Origin of the sequence: Streptomyces sp. NPDC059452, from assembly GCF_042750035.1 — a bacterium.
In the GTDB taxonomy this organism is placed as follows: Bacteria; Actinomycetota; Actinomycetes; order Streptomycetales; family Streptomycetaceae; genus Streptomyces.
The window spans coordinates 25,043-41,788 of record NZ_JBHYVE010000017.1 but is presented as its reverse complement, the minus strand read 5'-3'; the positions used below and the strand labels follow the sequence as shown (position 1 = coordinate 41,788).

The window sequence follows — 16,746 nt, the reverse complement described above, 5'->3', positions numbered from 1 at the left end:
GACATGCCAATTTGACGGACCAGGTCCTGCTCTCGTTGCGAAGAGCGGGGACCGGGCCGTTGAATGTACGGGTCATCCGTCTTCGTGGGTCTTCGCGTACCGCTGTTCCGGTGGCAGGTTCGTGTAGGGGGCCGCCGCCGGGTCCGGGGGGGTTGTTTTCAGTAGGTTCACCAGATCCTGTGCCGACTTGCCGTTCATCCGGCTCTCGACGCTCTCCTCGGCGTTCCGTCCGGACGCGGAGTCCCCTCCGGGCTCGGCGTCCCCTCCGGACTCGGCCGCCGGGGCCGTGGTGACCGTGCCCTGTGATTCGCCGTTGCCGATCACGGCGTTGTCGTACGGAAGGACTCCCTCCGAGCCGAGTGCCGACCAGGTTCCGTCGTCCAGGCGGGCGAGGGCGATGATGTAGGTGTGGCCCTTTTCCAGCCGTGGTGAGTCGGGGACGGCGAATGCTCTGCGCTGTCCGTCCTTGAACAGCCACCCCGCGACGTTCATGTCGACGGCACCGGGCGCGGTGGGTGCTCCGGTACGGGTCCACAGGACCTCGTCGACGGTCAGGGTCGCGGCGCGGCCGATGTATCCCTCGCCCGCTTCGATCTCCTCCGCGCTCGCCGGGAGTTCGCGTTCGGCGGTGGGGCGGGCGACCACGACCTGGTCGGCGTAGGTCACCCAGTCCGTACTCGTCACCGAGGGCAGTACGTCATCCGCGTGCGGAGCGCCTGCCACCACGCCGCCCGGGCCCTCGCCCCCGCCGTCTCCCGGCAGCCCGAGCACCGCCGCGGCGCCCACCGCACCGGCCGCGGCCAGGGCGATGCCCAGCCGGAGGCCGTGGCGTCGGCCCGGCCCCGGGCGGGGGCCGGGGGTCATGGCGCGGCCTGCGGCCACCTCACGCACCACTCGGTCCGGCACCGCGGACACCTCGGCGGCCGGATCGTGCGCCGCGAGCAGTTCCCTCGCCCGTTCCACGTTCGTACCCATCGTCCGATCCCCTCTCCATCCCGTTCCCGTCGTCTTCGGCGAGCAGGTTCTCCAGCCTTCTGCGGGCGCGGTGCAGCCGTACGGAGAACGTGGCCACCCCGCACCCCGCGACCTGCGCCGCCTGCCGTGTCCCGAGCCCGTCCCAGGCGACCAGGATCAGCGCCTCCCGGTCCTTGTCCGGCATCCGGTCCAGGGCCTCGACCGCCGCGATCCGGTCCATGGCGTCGTCCTCCGCCGCCGCCCCCGGCCGGTCCTCCGCGGTCGCCGCCATCAGTTCCCGCAGCCGGTAGGAGCGCCCGGCGGACCGCAGCGCGTTCGCCGCCACCAGCCGGGCGATTCCGTAGAGCCACGGCAGGCATTCGCCCCTGACCTCGTGCCGTCTGCGCCATGCCGTCAGATACACCTCCGACAGCGCGTCCTCGGCCAGTTGGGCCGGGAGCCTGCGGCGCAGAAAGCGCAGCACGGGAACGGACGTCTCCCGGTAGACCTCCTCGAACCCCTGCCAGTCGTCCAGACGCCCGCCCACGCTCGGCCCCCCCGTCCACGAAATGCCGTACACCCTGTAAGTGTCCGGCGGGCGGGCCGTCTTACAGCGAGGCAGGGAGGGCGCCCCACCCGCGTATCGGCCCTGCCCGGCACGTAGAATCCGTGGAATGAGTGTGCGCCGATCCAGCCCTGGCCGCCCGCGGACCAAACCCGCCGAGGAGCGGCGCGCCGATCTTCTGGACGCGGCCGAGAGGGTGTTCGTCGAGCGGGGCGTCGACGCCGCCCGGATCGATGAGATCACGGAGCGCGCGGGTGTCGCGATCGGCACCTTCTATCTGCATTTCGGCTCCAAGCGCGACCTCATGCTGGCAGTACAGGCCCGTTTCATCGACCGGCTGGTCGAGCGGCAGCAAGCGGCGGTGCAGAGACTGCCCGCCGATGACTGGACCGGACGCGTGGACGCCTGGCTGAGCGACGCGGTCCGGGCCTATGTGGACCATGCCGAACTGCACGACGTGCTGTACGGACACACTCCGATCAACGCCAAGACGGAGATTCAGGTCAGCCCCGAAAACGCGCACGTCGAAGCGTTCCGGCAGCTCATCACCGAGCGCCCGGACCCGCCCGCCGACGCCCCGAACCCCGCCATGGCGGCGAATCTGATCTACAGCGCCTGGTACGGCGCCACCCACGCGCTGTTGCACCACGAGGCCGAGGGCATCGACCGGCTGGCCGATGAGCTCATCGCCGACATCACCGACCTCGCACACCGCTACCTGCGCACCGAGAACTGAGCCGGGGCGGAACGGGCCGGACCGGTCCGGGTCAGCAAGGCCGGACTGCCGACGACCCGTGGGTGCGGATCGTCGGCAGCGGAGTCGCGGGGAGCCGCGTGACGCCGAGCGGTTCGGGGACGTACGCCGTCGGTCAGGGGCTCACCTGGGCGATGCGCCAGTGACGTGCCCGCTCGTACTGTGAGCTCAGACGCGAGAACGTCCCACCCGTGCGCAGCAGTTCCTCCCGGGTTCCGGTCTCCGTGACCCGGCCGTCGTCGAGCGAGACCACATGGTCCGCGGCGGCCAGGGTGGCGGGGCGGTGGGCGATCACGACGACCGTGCGGTCGGGGTCGTCGCCGAGGTTGGCGATGGCCCGGGTGATCGCGGCCTCGTTCTCCGGGTCGAGGGCGGAGCTCGCCTCGTCGACGAGGACGATACGCGCCCGCTTGAGCATCGCCCGGGCGATCGCGACGCGCTGACGCTCACCGCCCGACAGCTGCGCGCCGCCCTCACCCACACGGGTCTGCCAGCCGGCGGGCAGACGCTCGATCACCTCGTCGAGCCGGGCCGCGGTGGCCGCCTCCCGCAACTCGTCCCAGGTCGCCTCGGGGCGCGCGAGGCGCAGGTTGTCCTCGATGGTGTCGTCGAACAGGTAGACGTCCTGGAAGACGATGGCGATCTCGTCGAGCAGGGTGCCCGGGTCGAGTTCGCGTACGTCGACGCCGCCGACGCGCAGCTCTCCGGAGTCGATGTCGAAGAAGCGGGCGACGAGCCGGGTCGCCGTGGTCTTCCCGGAGCCCGAGGGGCCGACCAGGGCGGTCGTGGTGCCCGGCCGACAGCGCAGGGAGACCTCCTTCAGGGCGGGGGTGGTGCCGCCCGGGTAGGTGAAGGTGACGTTCCTGAACTCGACGTCGGCATCGGCGATCCGGCGTACCGGCTCGGCCGGAACCGGCAGTGCGGGGGTGGACAGCAGCTCCTCGATGCGCGTGATCTGGTTCCGCAACGCGCGCAGGGCACCGATGAGTTCGATGAGGTTGCCGAGCGGCTCCAGGAAACGGGCGGCCAGCACGAGCAGCACGATCGCCGTGGCGGCCTCGACGCGCCCGCTGAGCATGAGCTCGGCGGTCAGGGCGAGCACCGCGACGAATCCGGCCATGATCACACCGGTGTAGACGAAGAACGGCTGCCGTGCGCGGCGCATGCCCTCCCGGTAGGTCTCGCGGTGGTCCTCAAGCGCGGCGTGCATCCGGGGCGTGCCCTCGGCATGGCCGGCGGCGCGCAGGACCGGCTGGGCCTGGCCGAGTTCGATCGCCCGGCCCGCGACCTGGGCGGCGGCCCGCTCCAGCTCGGTCTCGGAGATCTCGGCGATCCGGGCGGCACGCCGCAGGGCCAGGTAGGCGACCAGCGCGATCGCGCACAGCAGCAGCGCCATCCGCCAGTCGACCGTGAACGTCACGACGACGACCGTCGCGGGCAGCAGGGTCGAGGTGATCACGGGGCCGCCGATCGTCACGGCGAGGTGGGCGGCGCTGCCCACGTCCGCGGTCACCGCCCGCGCGAGCCGGGCCTTGTGCTCGGCGGTGAACCAGCCCAGCGTCAGCGTGCTCACCTGCTGCATCAGCCTTCGGCGCAACTGCGCCGCGAGCGCGCCCGCCGCCGCGAATCCCACCGGGGTGGCGATGACGCTCAGCGCCGCGTACAGCAGCGCGCCGACCGCGCCGAGGACGAGCCAGGGTGTGGCCGCGCCGATGTCCGGTTCGGGCCGTACGAGGGCGTCCAGAACGGGGATGAGCAGGGCGAGCAGCAGGCCCTGGAGGACCGCCTGCCCCGCTGTGAGCAGCCAGAGACGGGCCAGCAGCTTCGGGTTCGGCCAGAGCCGGTACAGACGGCGGATCACGCGAGCACCCCTTCCTGAGCGGCCCACATCCGGGCGTACAGCCCGTCGCGTGCGAGCAGTTCTCCGTGGCTGCCCTGTTCGGCCAGCCGTCCGTTCTCGAGTACGAGGATCTGTGCGGCGCCCGCGATGGTGTGCAGCCGGTGGGCGATCACGATCACGGTCTTGCCCACCGTCAGGTTGGCCAGTGCCTCCTGGACCGCCGACTCGCTGTCGGCGTCCAGTGCGGCCGTCGCCTCGTCCAGGACGACGATCGGGGCCCCGGACAGGATCGCCCGGGCGATCGTCAGCCGCTGTCGTTCACCGCCGGAGAGACTGCCGCCGCCCGCGTCGAGCAGGGTGTCGTACCCGTCGGGCAGGCTCTCGATCACCTCGTGGATGTGCGCGGCGGCCGCCGCCTCGCGGACCTCCGCGTCGCTCGCGCCGGGGCGGCCGATCCGGATGTTCTCGGCCACACTGTCCCGCAGCAGGGCCACATCCTGGAAGACCAGGGACATCGATGCCAGCAGCTTCGCGGACGGGATCGAGCGCACGTCCGCACCGCCGATCCTGATCGCCCCCTCCGACACCTCGTGGAAGCGCGGCAGCAGGCCCGCGAGGGTCGACTTGCCCGCGCCGGACGGACCGACGATCGCGGTCACCCGGCCCGGCGGGCAGACGGCGCTGATCTCCTCGACCGCGTTGGTCACCCCGTCGTAGGAGAAGGAGACCCGGTCGAACTCGACGCCGTGGCCGACGGGCGTCCGCGGGTGCTCGGGCTCGGGCAGCGGGGTACGGGAGAGCAGTTGCTCGATGTTGGCCGCGCCCATCCGGCCCTTGCGCACGCCCTGGGCGGCGGTCACGGCGGGGAGGACGGAGTTGGGCAGCCCGATGGCGACGACCAGGAACGCCACCAGGTCCGCGACGCCGAGCGATCCGCGGTCGACGAGGACCAGTCCGGTGGCTGCCACGGCGGTGAGGACGGCCATCTCCGAGCCGAACAGCCGCGAGGCCGCCGAGCTGTGGCGCACCTCGGCGACCCAGGCCGCGAACGCCTCGGTGTGCTCGTCCACGGCGTCGTCGAAGCGGCGCAGGACGCGGCCCCCGGTGCCGAACGTCTTGACGACCTGGATGCCGTCGGCGTACTCGACGCTCGCGGCGCTGATGCGTGCGTCGGCGGCGACCAGCCGGTTCATATGGGTCGTCATGGACCGCATCGAGATCCGGAAGAAGATCCCCATCAGCAGAAGCACGCCCAGCACGACGGAGGCCATGCGGACGTCGACGAAGAGCAGATAGCCCGTCGCGACGGCCGTCACGGTGACCGCTCCGACCAACTGCCCCAGGGCGTGCGCGATGACCTCGTGCATCTCCTCAAGGTCACCCGTCATCGCCCGCTTGACCTTGCCCGAGCCCGCGGCGCGGAACCAGCCGAGCGGCAGTCTGCCGAGGTGGGCCACGATCCGTACCCGCAGGTCGTGCAGGATCGCCGCGTCGGCGTAGTGCCCCACCCGCGAGGACTGCACGGCCAGGACGAGCCAGCCGCCGGCTCCCGCGGCACCGATACCGACCCAGGTCCAGATGGCGGTGTGCGCCTCCGCGGGGTTGTCGAGCATGAGCCGCGCGATCTCGGCCACGGCGATGTAGGGCACGATGCCCGCCGCCGCGCTCAGGCACGACAGGGCCGCGCAGAGGACGAGGCGGGTGCGGATCGGAGCGAGCAGGCGCAGTAACGCGCCGGGTCCGGCCAGCCCCGGAGTCTGCGATGTCGATGATTTCATTAGGGTACCCTAACATGGTGACTGAAGCTCATTCAATAATGTGTGCGCCGCCCGGTGATGCCCATCGGGGCCTTGTGCCGAAAGGGAGTTCCGCTCATGCTCCAGCCGCGTTCTGACCAGCCGTTACCGAGCTACGCATCAGGTGTCGCTCCGCACCGGGCCCGGGCCGCCGCGCTCGCTGCCCTCCTCGCGCTCGCGGCTGTCGGAGTGACCGGGTGCCAGGGCGCCGACGCGGGCTCCCGCGAGGAGGGCGGGGCGGGCGGGATCACCTTCGAGTCCTGTGGCCGTACCGTCGAGCTCGACCGGGTCCCCGAGCGCGTGGTGATCACCACCGACGCCATCGCCGACACCCTGTTCGCGCTCGGTGTCGGCGACCGGATCGTCGCCAAGACACGGGGCGAGTCCGCCCCCGCGCCCGAGCTGAAGGAGCGTCTCGCGGCGCTGCCCGGTCTCGGGGCGCGCAGTCCGAGCGTCGAGGCACTGGTCGCCACCGGGCCCGATCTCCTGATCACCGATCAGGTCGAGAAGGTCTCCGGCGAACTGGGGAGCCCGAGCATCGACGAACTGGAGCAACTGGGCATCGCCACCTATGTGGTGGGCGGCGGCTGCGCGGCGGACCTGCGCTCGGACACCTCCGGGCTCGACGCGCTCGACGCCGATATCCAGCAGCTCGGCACGGTCTTCGGGGTGGAGGCCCGCGCGCGGAAGCTGGCCGACAAGGTACGCGGCAGCCTCGACGACGTACGCCGGCGGACCGCCCGGGAGCCCCGGCGCGAGGTCGCCGAGATCTCCCAGGTCGCGGGCCGGCTCTGTGTGACCTCCGGCGGCCTCTCCGACGACGTGCTCGAACGGGCGGGCGGGACGAACGTCTTCGCCGACCTGCCCGGTCAATTCGCCCCGGTCAGCCCCGAACAGATCGTCGCGCGCAACCCTCGGGCCATCATCGTCGACAACTTCACGGCGACGGCGAAGGGCCGCGACGACGCGATGGAGTTCCTGAACCGGACGTTCCCCACCGTGGACGCGGTCAAGGAGGGGCGAGTCCTCGTCATCGACGCGGCCAAGACCGGCGCGCGCGGCAGCACGAGGCCGGTGGAGGGTGTCACCGAGATAGCGCGCTTCCTGCACCCGAGCGCGTACGGATCCCAGTGAGGCCGGCGATGCGCAGGAGAACGCCCGCCGCCGCCATCGGCACTTCCCCCGAAGCGCGTACGCAAGGGGGTCAGCGGCCGAACGCGCGCCGTGGCGGTCGGCACACCCCCCTCTCCGTCGTCGTGCCGCTGCTGCTCGTGGTCCTCCTCGGCACGGTCTGCGTGGCCGTGTCGGTGGGCTCCGTCGGTGTGCGGCTGGAGACGGTCGCCGAGGTCATCGCCGGTCGTCTGACCGGTACCGGGGTGTCCGCCGGTGTCATGGACGACCAGATCGTGTGGAACCTGCGGCTGCCGCGTGTCCTGCTGGCCGCCGTCGTCGGCGCGGGGCTCGCCGTCGTCGGTGTCACCTTGCAGGCCACCGTCCGCAATCCGCTCGCCGACCCCTACGTACTCGGGGTCTCCGCGGGCGCCGGGCTGACGGCCTCCATCGCGATCACCCTCGGGTCGGTGGCGGTGGCGGGCCTGTCGACCTCGGCCGCCGCCTTCGCCGGAGCGCTCCTGGCGATGATCGCGGTCCTCGGACTGTCGCGCCGCGCCGGCCGGGTCGTCCCGGGCCGCCTGATCCTCGCCGGGGTGACACTCTCGTACCTGTTCAGCGGAGCCACCAGCTTCGTCATCTTCCGCGGCGGCAACGCGGAGGCGGCGCATTCGGTGCTGTTCTGGCTGCTGGGCTCCCTGTCGGAGTCGTCGTGGCCGAACCTGTCGCTGCCGGCGGCGGCCGTGCTGGTCGTCGGCGTCCATCTGATGGTGCGGACCCGGACACTCAACGCACTCGCGGCCGGTGACGACGCGGCGCTCTCGCTCGGCGTCTCCGTGCACCGCGTCCGCGTCCGCCTCCTGGTCGTCGCCTCCCTCCTGACCGGTGTTCTCGTCGCCGTGTCCGGCGGCATCGGTTTCGTGGGGCTCATCGTTCCCCATCTCGTACGCCTGGTCGTGGGCCCGGACCACCGTCGTCTGCTCCCCGTCGCCATGCTCGTCGGCGCGATCTACCTCGTCGTCGTCGATGTGCTCTGCCGCGTTCTCGTCCGCCCCGAGGAACTGCCCATCGGGATCGTCACCGCCGTGCTCGGCGCCCCGGTCTTCCTGTGGCTGCTGCGACGCTCGGAGGCGTCATGAGGGTCTCACTGTCCGGTGTGAGCGTCCGTATCGGTTCCACCCCGGTCGTCGCGGAGTGCGACCTCACCGTCGACGACGGCGAACGCGTCGGCCTCGTCGGCCCCAACGGCAGCGGCAAGACCTCGCTGCTGCGCACGATCTACCGCGCGCTCGACCCCTTCGCCGGGCGTGTCGCGCTCTCCGGCGACGACGTGACAACGCTCGGCCAGCGCGAGATCGCACGGCGCGCCGCGCTCGTCGCCCAGGACAGCACCCCGGACTTCGACTTCACCGTGGAGGAAGTGGTGGCCATGGGGCGCGGACCGTGGCTCCGGACCTTCGAGTCGGCCACCGGGCGCGGGGACGCGCCGATCACCGCCGCACTGGAGCGGGTCCGCCTGGCGGATCACCGTACCCGCAGGCTCTCCGCCCTCTCCGGTGGTGAACGGCAGCGGGCTCTGGTGGCCCGCGCGCTCGCCCAGGAGAGCCCGCTGCTCCTCCTCGACGAGCCGACCAACCACCTCGATGTGTACGCGGCCCTCGAACTCCTGGAGCTCGTACGGGACCTGGGGCGCGCGACGCTGTGTGTGCTGCACGACCTCAATCTCGCGGCCACCTACTGCGACCGGCTCTACGTCCTGCACCACGGGCGGATCGTCGCGGACGGCCCGCCCGCGGAGGTGCTCAGCCCCGAACTCGTCCGGACCGTCTTCGGAGTCACCTGCACGCATCTGACCCATCCGGCCACGGGCGGGCTCCTCCTCGCGTTCTCACCGGACCGTGCCGCTGGGCTTGAGGGCTCCTCGGTGCCGCGTCGGTCCGGCTCCATGTGACGTACGTCACCCTGCATTTGAGAAGAATGTTTGCCGTTCCGGGCTCGTCCCGAGCCAGTAGGTAACAACCTCATCGCCACCTGCCAGGAGCACGTATGGCCCTCCTCTGTTACACGGACCTCGACGACGGACACAGCGGCATCACTACGCTCGACGAACTGGACGCCGCGCTGTCGAAGCGGGTGCTCGGGCTCTTGGCCGATGCCGAGATCCAGAGCCGGTCCGCACGGCCGATCGAGCCCTTCGCGGTCGTGCCCGGTGAGCGGGGGGCGGAGGCGATCGCTCTTCGGGCGATCCGGCTCATCGCGTACGCCCGGGAACAACTGCTCACCAAGAACGCCTACCTCCGCTATCTGTGCCCCGACTGCCCGAAGAGCGGCCACTCCTCGTGCCGCCGGTACCGAAAGTTCTCACCGCGGACAGGGGCGGCTCCCGCTCTCTCGCGGGAGGTCCGGTTCGCCGGTATCCGCGTTCGAACGACAGCCCTGCTCCCGACCGCCTCAGCGGTCGTCGAGCGGATCCGGTCGATGGCCGCGGTGATTCATGAGCTCGCCGTCAGGGAGGGGAAGGCGGCAGAGCAAGCGCGGTTCGTCGGCGATATGTACCAGATGGCGCATCAGTGGCGGGCGCGGGGCATCGACGATGCCGCTGCGGACGCCGAGGAGCCGGATCCGCTGGTGTTCTACGGCCACGTGGTGGTGGCGCTCAGCCGTGCCAGGAACGTCGAACGGGAGGGCATGGACGCCTGGCACTCGCCCGTGAATTTCATCGCCGCCGTACTCAAGGCACTGGCCGTGCAGCTCACCTCTCATCCCTTGCCGGTTGCCCGGGAAGCCGTCATCGCCGCGCTCGTGGCGCGGAACGCCGCCATTGAGGGCGACGTCGAGGCGGTGGACGAGTTCACCAGGTCCTGGCTCGGAATCGGCAGCCCGGAGATGTGGCGTGAGGCCGTGGAGACGGCGCTCCTCGGCGACTGGGTCGAAACGCTCGGAGCCCGACTGAGCGGAGACGCCGAGGCGATGGCCCTGCTGGGACGCCATGCCCGCGTCGAGCACCTGCACTTGCAGCCGATCTGGGAGCGGAAGGCCTTCGGCCACCGGGTGCGACTGCTCGAAGACCCTGTGTCGGAAGGGCGGACGCTCGGAGACTTCATCACGGACCGCCGCCTCCCGGAGGACAGGGTTCTCGGGTGTGTGGAGGACGATCGGGTGCCATCGGCGCTGCGGGCCCTGGCCCCGGAGGAGAGAGCCGTGGCGGAGGTGTACGCGGCGAGCCGTATGACATGGTCCCAGGCAGCCGAGGCCACAGGGGCGGATGATCCGGTGGCATTCGGGGAACGGGTGAGGCGGAAGCTCAAGCGACTCGGCCGACGGCGGAAAGAGCTTGCGGCGGCTGCGGTACGTCCAAGGGCAGCGGCATGGTGAGCCTCTGGGAAAGCGCGCTGCCGGAGTTTCTCGGAGGTCTCGCGGCGGCGCTCGTTCTGGGTGTCGGACGCTGTGCGGGGCGAGTGGTGAAACGGTGGCGGGTGAGGCATCGGGCGGAACGGAACGCGCCCCGGAATCCGGCTGTGGAGCGTGATTGTTCGGTGGGGCTGGGCCTCATGTCGCTCGTAGATCGTGACCGTTGAGGGGGCGGTCCGGTCCCGGTCCCGTGCGGCTCTCGGAGGCGAACCGGCTCGCCGCGTTCAGGAAGGCGTCGTTCTCCTGGGGCAGCCCCACGGTGACGCGTACGCCCTCGTCGGGGAAGGCGCGGACCAGGATGCCGTGTCGGGCGCAGAAGTCGGTGAAGCCGGAGGTGCGGTGGGCCAGGGGGAGCCACAGGAAGTTGGCCTGTGAAGGGGGTACCGGGTAGCCGTCCCGCAGCAGGTGTTCGCGCAGCCGCTCGCGTTCCCGGACCACCGCCGCGCAGCGCTCCCGTACGTCCTCCGCGTGGTCGAGGGCGGCGAGCGCAGCAGCCTGGGCGAGGCGGCTGACCGCGAAGGGGACCGACACCTTGTGCAGCGCGGAGACCACGGCGGGTGGGGCCACGCAGTAGCCGACGCGGACCCCCGCCAGTCCGTACGCCTTGGAGAAGGTGCGCAGGACCGCGAGGTTCCCGTGCTCGCGGGCCAGCTCCACACCGTCCGGTACGGCGGGATCCGTGACGAACTCCCGGTAGGCCTCGTCCAGGACGACCAGGATCCGGTCGGGCAGCCGTCGGAGGAACTCCCGCAGCGCCGGTTCGCCCAGCGCGGTCCCGGTCGGGTTGTTCGGGTTGCAGAGGAAGACGACCCGGGTCGCGGGGGTGACCGCGTCGAGCATCGCCGTCAGGTCGTGCCGGTGTTCGGCGTCCAGTGGGACCGTACGCGCCCGGGCCTCGGCGACCCGGGTGAAGACCGAATAGGCGTCGAAGGAGCGCCAGGCGAAGAGGACTTCGTCCCCCGGGCCGCAGACGGCCTGGATCAGGTCACGGCAGAGGCTGACCGACCCGCAGCCCACGGCCATCCGCTCCCCGGGGACGGCGAGGTCCGCCGACAGTCTGCTGACGAGGGTGTCGGAGAACCACTCGGGGTAGCGGTGGCCCTCGGCGGCCGCGCGGGCCATCGCCTCGACCACCGGGGGCGGGGGCGGCTGCGGCACCTCGTTGGAGTTGAGCACGATCGCGCCGGGCGCCTGCCCCGGGGTGTTGTAGTCGGGGATGGCGGCCAGGTCGGCCCGGGGGGTTACGGACATGGGGGGTTCCTCGGGAGGGAAAGAGGGCTCGGGGCGGTGGGTGGCGGTCAGTGGGCAGTGGTCAGTTGGGCGCCAGGCGGAAGACCTCGTCCGCCAGTCGGCCGATCCTGCGGTGGTCGGCGAGGAGCTGGTCCTGGCTGTCACCGGTCAGGAAGACGCGCAGCGGGCTGGACAGGAGGTCGGTCGTGGGCCGCATCCGGTCGCCGGGGGCCAGTCGTGGTACGGCCAGGTGCACCGTGTCCAGGGCCGTGATCCGGGCCAGAGCCTCCTCGTCGACGGCTTCGACCACACCCTCCCGGCCCGTCCGCGCGTGCACGACCATCGCCTCCCGGTGCTTGCGGTACAGCGTGTCGCCGGAGTGGGCGCGGGCGTACTCCCGCGGCCGTACGCAGGCCAGCGCGAGCAGGTCGGCCTGGTTGCCGTCCAGGCAGGAGTCGTGGTGGCCGGGGTCCATGAGCCCGTTGAGCCGGGCGCCCACCTCCACCAGGACCGGACCGGTGGCGGTCAGCATGATCTCCGCGTGGGCGGCGCCGAACCGGATGTCCAGGGCGTCGAGGACGGTGTCCAGGTAGTCGACGAGCCGGGCGACGACCGGCGCGCCGGGGTCGAGCAGCACATCCCTGTCGTAGACCGGGCGTCGTCCGACGAGCGTCTTCTCGTAGGCCCAGACGCCGCACACATGACGGCCGCCGCCGGGGCCCTTGACGACGTCGACGATGTACTCCGTACCGTCCAGGAAGGACTGCACCAGGACCTCGGCGTTGTGCCGGCCGAAGATGTCCTGGCTGCCCAGGACTTCGGCGACGGCCGCGCGGACATCGCCGGGGCCCCGGCAGACGGAGACCTTGTCGGTGGAGGCGGAGCTGAGCGGTTTGACGACCACCGGGTAGCCCGTGGTCCGCGCCCAGGCCAGCACCTCGTCGGCGTCGGCGGACTTGAGCTGGTCGGCACAGGGGACACCGGCCGCGCGCAGGGCCTCGATCATGCGGTACTTGTCGCGGCGCAGGGCGGAGGTGGCGGAAGGGTTGCCGGGCACACCCAGGAGTTCGGCCATCATGTCGGCCGGCGGGACTCCGGTCTCCTGGCCGGGCAGCACCCCGCAGGGCCCGTAGGCCGCCAGCTCCTTCGCGGTGAGCCCGGGATCGGCCGCGTCCAGGACCGTTTCGGCCAGGTAGGGGCGCAGATCCGGCGGCGGTACGCAGTCCAGGAAGGCCGGGGTGCTCCGGAGATGGACGACATCGGCGCCCAGCCGCCGGAAGGCGGGGGGCAGGTGCTCGCCGACGGAGTAGCCGTCGACGATCACGCCGACGGGGGTGCCGTTGCCGGTGACGGGCACAGCGGTTCCTTTCCTCGGGAGGGGTGCGGTGCGCTCAGGCGGCGGCGACGCTGACCCGGTGGACGGTCCTGGAGACCCCGGGCGGCAGGTCCGTCGCCAGGTGGTAGGTGGTCGCCGTCTTCCACAGCAGCAGGTCGTGAGGGGTCCAGCGGTGGGTGTACGTGTGGGCGGGATCGGCCAGGAGACCGTCCACCAGGTCGAAGAACTCCTCGTTCCCGTTGGCGTCGAGACCGACGACCCGGTCCGTGTAGGCGCGCGCTCCGTACAGGAAGCGGCGCCCGGTGTGCGGGTCGCGGCGGACGACGGGATGCTCGACGGCCGGGTACTCACGAGCGACGAGGGCGCGGACCTCCGCGATGGACAGGCCCACGTGCCGAGGGGCGATGCGCTGCTGCTTGGTGAGCGTGTGCAGCGCCGAGAGCCCCTCCAGGCGGACCTGCCACCGCGCGGGCAGCCGGTCGTACACGTCGGCGGCGCTCGCGAAGAGCGTGTGGCCGCAGTCCTGCGGCACCTTGACACCATGGAGCACGGTGTACGCGGCCGGGTCGGCGTCGAACGAGGAGTCCTGGTGCCAGAAGTGGCCGACCCGCTCGATGCCGACCGGCCGGCCGCCCTCGCGCTCGTTGGAGGAGACGAGGATCTCCGGGATCTCGGGGTGGCGCCAGTCGGCGAGTACGAAGGGGACGGGAACGCCCAGCCGTTCGGCGAGGCCGACCTGCTGGCCCGGGGTGAGGTCGATACCGCGCACCACGACCAGGTCGCGCCGGTGCAGCGAGTCGGCGATGTCGTCGAAGACCTCGGGGCGGGTCAGTTCGCCGTGGGTGAGTCCGGTGTACTCGACACCGATGAAGGGCGTCAGGTCGCGCTTGTGCACGGTTCCTCCTTGTGCCAGGTGTACGGGTGGGAGCGGGCGGCGAGCAGCAGCAGGCACGCGGCGCAGACGGCCGCCCCGGCGACGGCCCACGGAGCGCCCGGATGTCCGGGGCCGCTCAGGTGCAGGGCGACCTGAGGGGCCGCGATGAAGGCCAGGTTGACGCCGCCGGAGAACTGGCCCATGCGGCGGTCGGCCGCCGGGCCGGAGACCCGGCTGACGTAGTCGAGCAGCGCGGGGAAGACGACGATCTCCCCGGCCGTCCAGACGAGGGTGGCGAGTACCATCGCCGGGCCCGTTTCGGCGAGGGCCATGAGCAGGAACCCGGCACCGGCCAGGGCGTAACCGATCAGCAGCGCGGGAAGGTCCCCGACGGCCGCCATCCGGACGTTGAGGGGAACCTCGAACAGCACGATGCCGAGGGCGTTGACGGTGAAGACGACCCCGGCCCAGTAGCCGGGCAGGCCGAGCCCGACGATGACGTAGGTGCTGACGAAGACCGAGGGCAGGGCGTACGCGAGCTGGATGGGCAGCGAGAGGCCGAACACCGCCCAGAACCGGGTGCGTTCGGGCAGCGTCGGCCGGGCCCGCTCCCGGTGCTTCCCGCCGTCGCCCGGCAGCGCCGTACTCCGCCCCGGGGTACGGTCCCGGCGCGCGTGCAGATGGACGGCGGCTGCCGCGACGCACAGGGCGTTGGCCCAGAACACGGCGTACGGCGCGAACGCGAAGATCAGGGCGCCGAGCAGGGGCCCCACGGCCGTGCCCAGGTTGATGGCGAGGCGGTAGCAGGAGAAGGCGACCTTGCGTTCCCCCGGCCGGGACTGGGCGATGGTGGCCGCGTACGCCGCCGGGGTGACGATCTCGTACGCGAACCCCCACACCAGCACCCCGGCGGCGAGGGCGGGCAGACCGCTCAGCAGCGGCACCACGGCCACCGCGACGGCTCCGAGCAGGAAGCCGCCCCGCATCACGGTGTACGGGTGCAGCCGCCCCAGCAGCGGCCCGGCGGCCAGGTCGGCGGCGAGGGCGCCCACCCCGAACACGGCGACGGCCAGCCCGGTGGCGGCCGCGTCCATGCCCCCTTCGAGCAGCAGATGGGGGGCGAGGAAGGGGTACGCCATGGTGCCCGCGCGGAAGATCAGCGTGGTGGAGAACAGCGTCCGCAGGGGTGCGGGCAGTCCGGCCACCGTCCGCCAGGTCGTAGCGATCACGGTGCGTCCCGCGCTCCCGGCCGCTCGGCGAGCACGGCGCCGGGGTTGAACAGCCCCGCCGGGTCCAGCGCGTCCTTGACCGCCCGGTGGACACGCATGCCCACGGGCCCCACTTCCCGCTCCAGCCACTCCTGTTTGAGCTTGCCGACACCGTGTTCCCCCGTGATGGTGCCGCCGAGGGCGAGCGCCAGGGCCAGGATCGCGTCGAAGGCCTCGCGGGCGCGGGCGTACTCCTCGGGGCTCGCGCGGTCGTACAGCACGGTGGGGTGCATGTTGCCGTCCCCCGCGTGGCCCACGACCGCGACGGTCAGCCCCGCCCGCGCGCCGATCTCCGCGCAGCCGTCGACGAGATCGGCGATCCGGGTCCTGGGCACCGCCACGTCCTCGGTCATGCAGGCGCCCCGCGCCTCCAGGGCGGTCAGGCTCACCCGGCGGGCCCGCAGCAGCAGGGCGCCCTCCGCCGCGTCCCGGGTGGCGTGCGTGTACACCGCGCCCGCCTGCCGGAACAGCTTCTCCATCCGGTCGAGCTCGTCCTCGCCCGCCGCGCCGCCCGTGTCCGACTGGCAGAGCAGGAGCGCCTGGTCCCCGGCGCCCGCCAGTTCGGTGCGCAGGTACGCGGCCGACGCCCGCAGCGAGGTGGCGTCCATGATCTCCATGAGGGAGGGCACCAGCCCCGCCCGGACCACCCGGTTGACGCTCTCCCCGGCCGCCTTCACGGAGTCGAAGGCCGCGATGAGGGTGCCGGGCGCCTCGGGCAGCGGGCGCAGGGCCAGCGTGGCCCGGGTGATGACGCCGAGCGTGCCCTCGCTGCCGACCAGCAGCCGGGTGAGGTCGTAGCCCGCGACACCCTTGACGGTGCGGCGGCCGGTCCGCAGGAGGGAGCCGTCGGCGAGGACCGCCTCCAGGCCCAGGACGTAGTCGCCGGTGACCCCGTACTTCCCGCAGCACAGCCCGCCCGCGTTGGTCGCCAGATTGCCGCCGAGGGTGCAGGTGTCCAGGCTGGAGGGGTCCGGCGGGTAGAAGAGGCCCTGCGCGGCCGCGGCCGTCTTGAGGTCCTGGTTGACCACGCCCGGCTCCACCACCGCGAGCCGGTTGTCCGGGTCGAGTTCCACGATCCGGTTCATCCGGGCGGTGACCAGGACCACGCAGCCGTCGAGGGCGTTGGCGGCCCCGGTCAGCCCGGTCCCGGCGCCGCGCGTGACGACCGGGACACCGGCCCCGGCGCAGGCGCGTACACACGCCTGTACCTGCTCGGTCGTCGAGGGCATCACCACGGCGTACGGGCGTCCGTAGGGGGCCAGCGGCATCATGTCGTGGGCGTAACCGGCGGTGGCGGCGGGGTCGGTGAGCAGGTTCCCGGACCCCACCGCGCCGCGCAGGGCGTCCAGCAGCGCGGCCGTCATGCCTGCCCGCCGTCGGCCGGGGCGACAAGGATCGCCCGGGCGGGGCAGAGGTCGGCGGCCTCGTGGACGGCGTCCGCGAGGGCTTCGGCCGGGGCGGGATCGAGCAGCAGGACGATGCCGTCGGTGTCGTCCTGGTCGAAGACCTCCGGCGCGGACAGCACACAGTGACCGGCGCCGACGCAACGGCCGGTCTCCAGAGTGACCTTCATAGGGGGCGGCTCCTTGAGCGCGGTGCGGGGGACGG

15 protein-coding genes are annotated in these 16,746 nt (G+C 72.0%); 5 read left to right on the top strand and 10 right to left on the bottom strand.

Features of this window, described 5'->3' with window-relative positions; all coding sequences use genetic code 11:
- Positions 1 to 72: 72 nt before the first annotated feature.
- Together ACFW9Z_RS22310 and ACFW9Z_RS22305 are read right to left on the bottom strand one after the other, a co-directional pair.
- The gene (locus ACFW9Z_RS22310; RefSeq protein WP_384643665.1) at positions 73 to 975 is read right to left on the bottom strand and encodes a hypothetical protein; all 903 of its coding nucleotides are present in this window, start codon (positions 973 to 975) and stop codon (positions 73 to 75) included.
- Positions 884 to 1,501 (bottom strand): RNA polymerase sigma factor, encoded by a 618-nt coding sequence (locus ACFW9Z_RS22305; RefSeq protein ID WP_384643662.1) that lies wholly within the window; start codon positions 1,499 to 1,501, stop codon positions 884 to 886. The genes ACFW9Z_RS22310 and ACFW9Z_RS22305 overlap by 92 nt, the downstream gene beginning before the upstream one ends.
- A gap of 127 nt (positions 1,502 to 1,628) precedes the next feature.
- On the opposite strand from ACFW9Z_RS22305, the gene ACFW9Z_RS22300 reads away from it, so the two are divergent.
- Positions 1,629 to 2,255, top strand: a complete 627-nt coding sequence (locus tag ACFW9Z_RS22300; RefSeq protein WP_384643659.1) for a TetR/AcrR family transcriptional regulator — start codon at positions 1,629 to 1,631, stop codon at positions 2,253 to 2,255.
- Between the two features lie 133 nt (positions 2,256 to 2,388).
- On the opposite strand, the gene ACFW9Z_RS22295 is transcribed toward ACFW9Z_RS22300, so the two are convergent.
- Positions 2,389 to 4,134: an ABC transporter ATP-binding protein gene (locus ACFW9Z_RS22295; RefSeq protein ID WP_384643656.1), complete on the bottom strand. Its 1,746-nt coding sequence runs from the start codon at positions 4,132 to 4,134 to the stop codon at positions 2,389 to 2,391.
- Entirely contained in the window at positions 4,131 to 5,891 is a 1,761-nt protein-coding gene (locus ACFW9Z_RS22290) for an ABC transporter ATP-binding protein (protein ID WP_384643653.1), read from the bottom strand. Before ACFW9Z_RS22290 ends, ACFW9Z_RS22295 begins: the two co-directional genes overlap by 4 nt.
- Positions 5,892 to 5,987: 96 nt before the next feature.
- On the opposite strand from ACFW9Z_RS22290, the gene ACFW9Z_RS22285 reads away from it, so the two are divergent.
- The 4 genes from ACFW9Z_RS22285 to ACFW9Z_RS22270 all read left to right on the top strand — a co-directional run bounded on the left by ACFW9Z_RS22285 (position 5,988) and on the right by ACFW9Z_RS22270 (position 10,394).
- Positions 5,988 to 7,043, top strand: a complete 1,056-nt coding sequence (locus ACFW9Z_RS22285) for an ABC transporter substrate-binding protein (protein WP_384643650.1) — start codon at positions 5,988 to 5,990, stop codon at positions 7,041 to 7,043.
- 8 nt (positions 7,044 to 7,051) lie between these two features.
- On the top strand, positions 7,052 to 8,158 hold the full coding sequence (locus ACFW9Z_RS22280; RefSeq protein ID WP_384643648.1) for a FecCD family ABC transporter permease: 1,107 nt from the start codon (positions 7,052 to 7,054) through the stop codon (positions 8,156 to 8,158).
- On the top strand, positions 8,155 to 8,970 hold the full coding sequence (locus tag ACFW9Z_RS22275) for an ABC transporter ATP-binding protein (protein WP_384643645.1): 816 nt from the start codon (positions 8,155 to 8,157) through the stop codon (positions 8,968 to 8,970). The genes ACFW9Z_RS22280 and ACFW9Z_RS22275 overlap by 4 nt, the downstream gene beginning before the upstream one ends.
- A 95-nt stretch (positions 8,971 to 9,065) precedes the next feature.
- Entirely contained in the window at positions 9,066 to 10,394 is a 1,329-nt protein-coding gene (locus tag ACFW9Z_RS22270) for a hypothetical protein (protein ID WP_384643642.1), read from the top strand.
- A gap of 174 nt (positions 10,395 to 10,568) precedes the next feature.
- Here ACFW9Z_RS22270 and hisC read toward each other — a convergent pair whose 3' ends face one another.
- The 6 genes from hisC to ACFW9Z_RS22240 form a co-directional block, all read right to left on the bottom strand.
- Positions 10,569 to 11,681, bottom strand: a complete 1,113-nt coding sequence (gene hisC, locus ACFW9Z_RS22265; protein WP_384643639.1) for a histidinol-phosphate transaminase — start codon at positions 11,679 to 11,681, stop codon at positions 10,569 to 10,571.
- 61 nt (positions 11,682 to 11,742) lie between these two features.
- Positions 11,743 to 13,017: an ATP-grasp domain-containing protein gene (locus ACFW9Z_RS22260; protein ID WP_384643636.1), complete on the bottom strand. Its 1,275-nt coding sequence runs from the start codon at positions 13,015 to 13,017 to the stop codon at positions 11,743 to 11,745.
- A 34-nt stretch (positions 13,018 to 13,051) separates the two neighbouring features.
- Complete coding sequence (locus ACFW9Z_RS22255; protein ID WP_384643634.1) at positions 13,052 to 13,891, bottom strand: TauD/TfdA dioxygenase family protein; 840 nt, start codon at positions 13,889 to 13,891, stop codon at positions 13,052 to 13,054.
- Positions 13,873 to 15,099, bottom strand: coding sequence for an MFS transporter (locus ACFW9Z_RS22250; RefSeq protein WP_384643631.1), 1,227 nt, complete (start codon positions 15,097 to 15,099; stop codon positions 13,873 to 13,875). Before ACFW9Z_RS22250 ends, ACFW9Z_RS22255 begins: the two co-directional genes overlap by 19 nt.
- Complete coding sequence (locus ACFW9Z_RS22245) at positions 15,096 to 16,502, bottom strand: FAD-binding oxidoreductase (RefSeq protein WP_384643628.1); 1,407 nt, start codon at positions 16,500 to 16,502, stop codon at positions 15,096 to 15,098. The genes ACFW9Z_RS22250 and ACFW9Z_RS22245 overlap by 4 nt, the downstream gene beginning before the upstream one ends.
- A complete protein-coding gene (locus ACFW9Z_RS22240) occupies positions 16,499 to 16,711 on the bottom strand; it encodes a ferredoxin (RefSeq protein ID WP_384643625.1) in 213 nt (70 codons plus the stop codon). Before ACFW9Z_RS22240 ends, ACFW9Z_RS22245 begins: the two co-directional genes overlap by 4 nt.
- Between the last annotated feature and the right edge of the window lie 35 nt (positions 16,712 to 16,746).

Coding starts and splice junctions, on each gene's coding strand:
- ACFW9Z_RS22310 (WP_384643665.1), bottom strand. CDS start 975: ATGGGTACGAACGTGGAACGGGCGAGGGAACTGCTCGCGGCGCACGAT.
- ACFW9Z_RS22300 (WP_384643659.1), top strand. CDS start 1,629: ATGAGTGTGCGCCGATCCAGCCCTGGCCGCCCGCGGACCAAACCCGCC.
- ACFW9Z_RS22290 (WP_384643653.1), bottom strand. CDS start 5,891: ATGAAATCATCGACATCGCAGACTCCGGGGCTGGCCGGACCCGGCGCG.
- ACFW9Z_RS22285 (WP_384643650.1), top strand. CDS start 5,988: ATGCTCCAGCCGCGTTCTGACCAGCCGTTACCGAGCTACGCATCAGGT.
- ACFW9Z_RS22280 (WP_384643648.1), top strand. CDS start 7,052: ATGCGCAGGAGAACGCCCGCCGCCGCCATCGGCACTTCCCCCGAAGCG.
- ACFW9Z_RS22275 (WP_384643645.1), top strand. CDS start 8,155: ATGAGGGTCTCACTGTCCGGTGTGAGCGTCCGTATCGGTTCCACCCCG.
- ACFW9Z_RS22270 (WP_384643642.1), top strand. CDS start 9,066: ATGGCCCTCCTCTGTTACACGGACCTCGACGACGGACACAGCGGCATC.
- hisC (WP_384643639.1), bottom strand. CDS start 11,681: ATGTCCGTAACCCCCCGGGCCGACCTGGCCGCCATCCCCGACTACAAC.
- ACFW9Z_RS22245 (WP_384643628.1), bottom strand. CDS start 16,502: ATGACGGCCGCGCTGCTGGACGCCCTGCGCGGCGCGGTGGGGTCCGGG.
- ACFW9Z_RS22240 (WP_384643625.1), bottom strand. CDS start 16,711: ATGAAGGTCACTCTGGAGACCGGCCGTTGCGTCGGCGCCGGTCACTGT.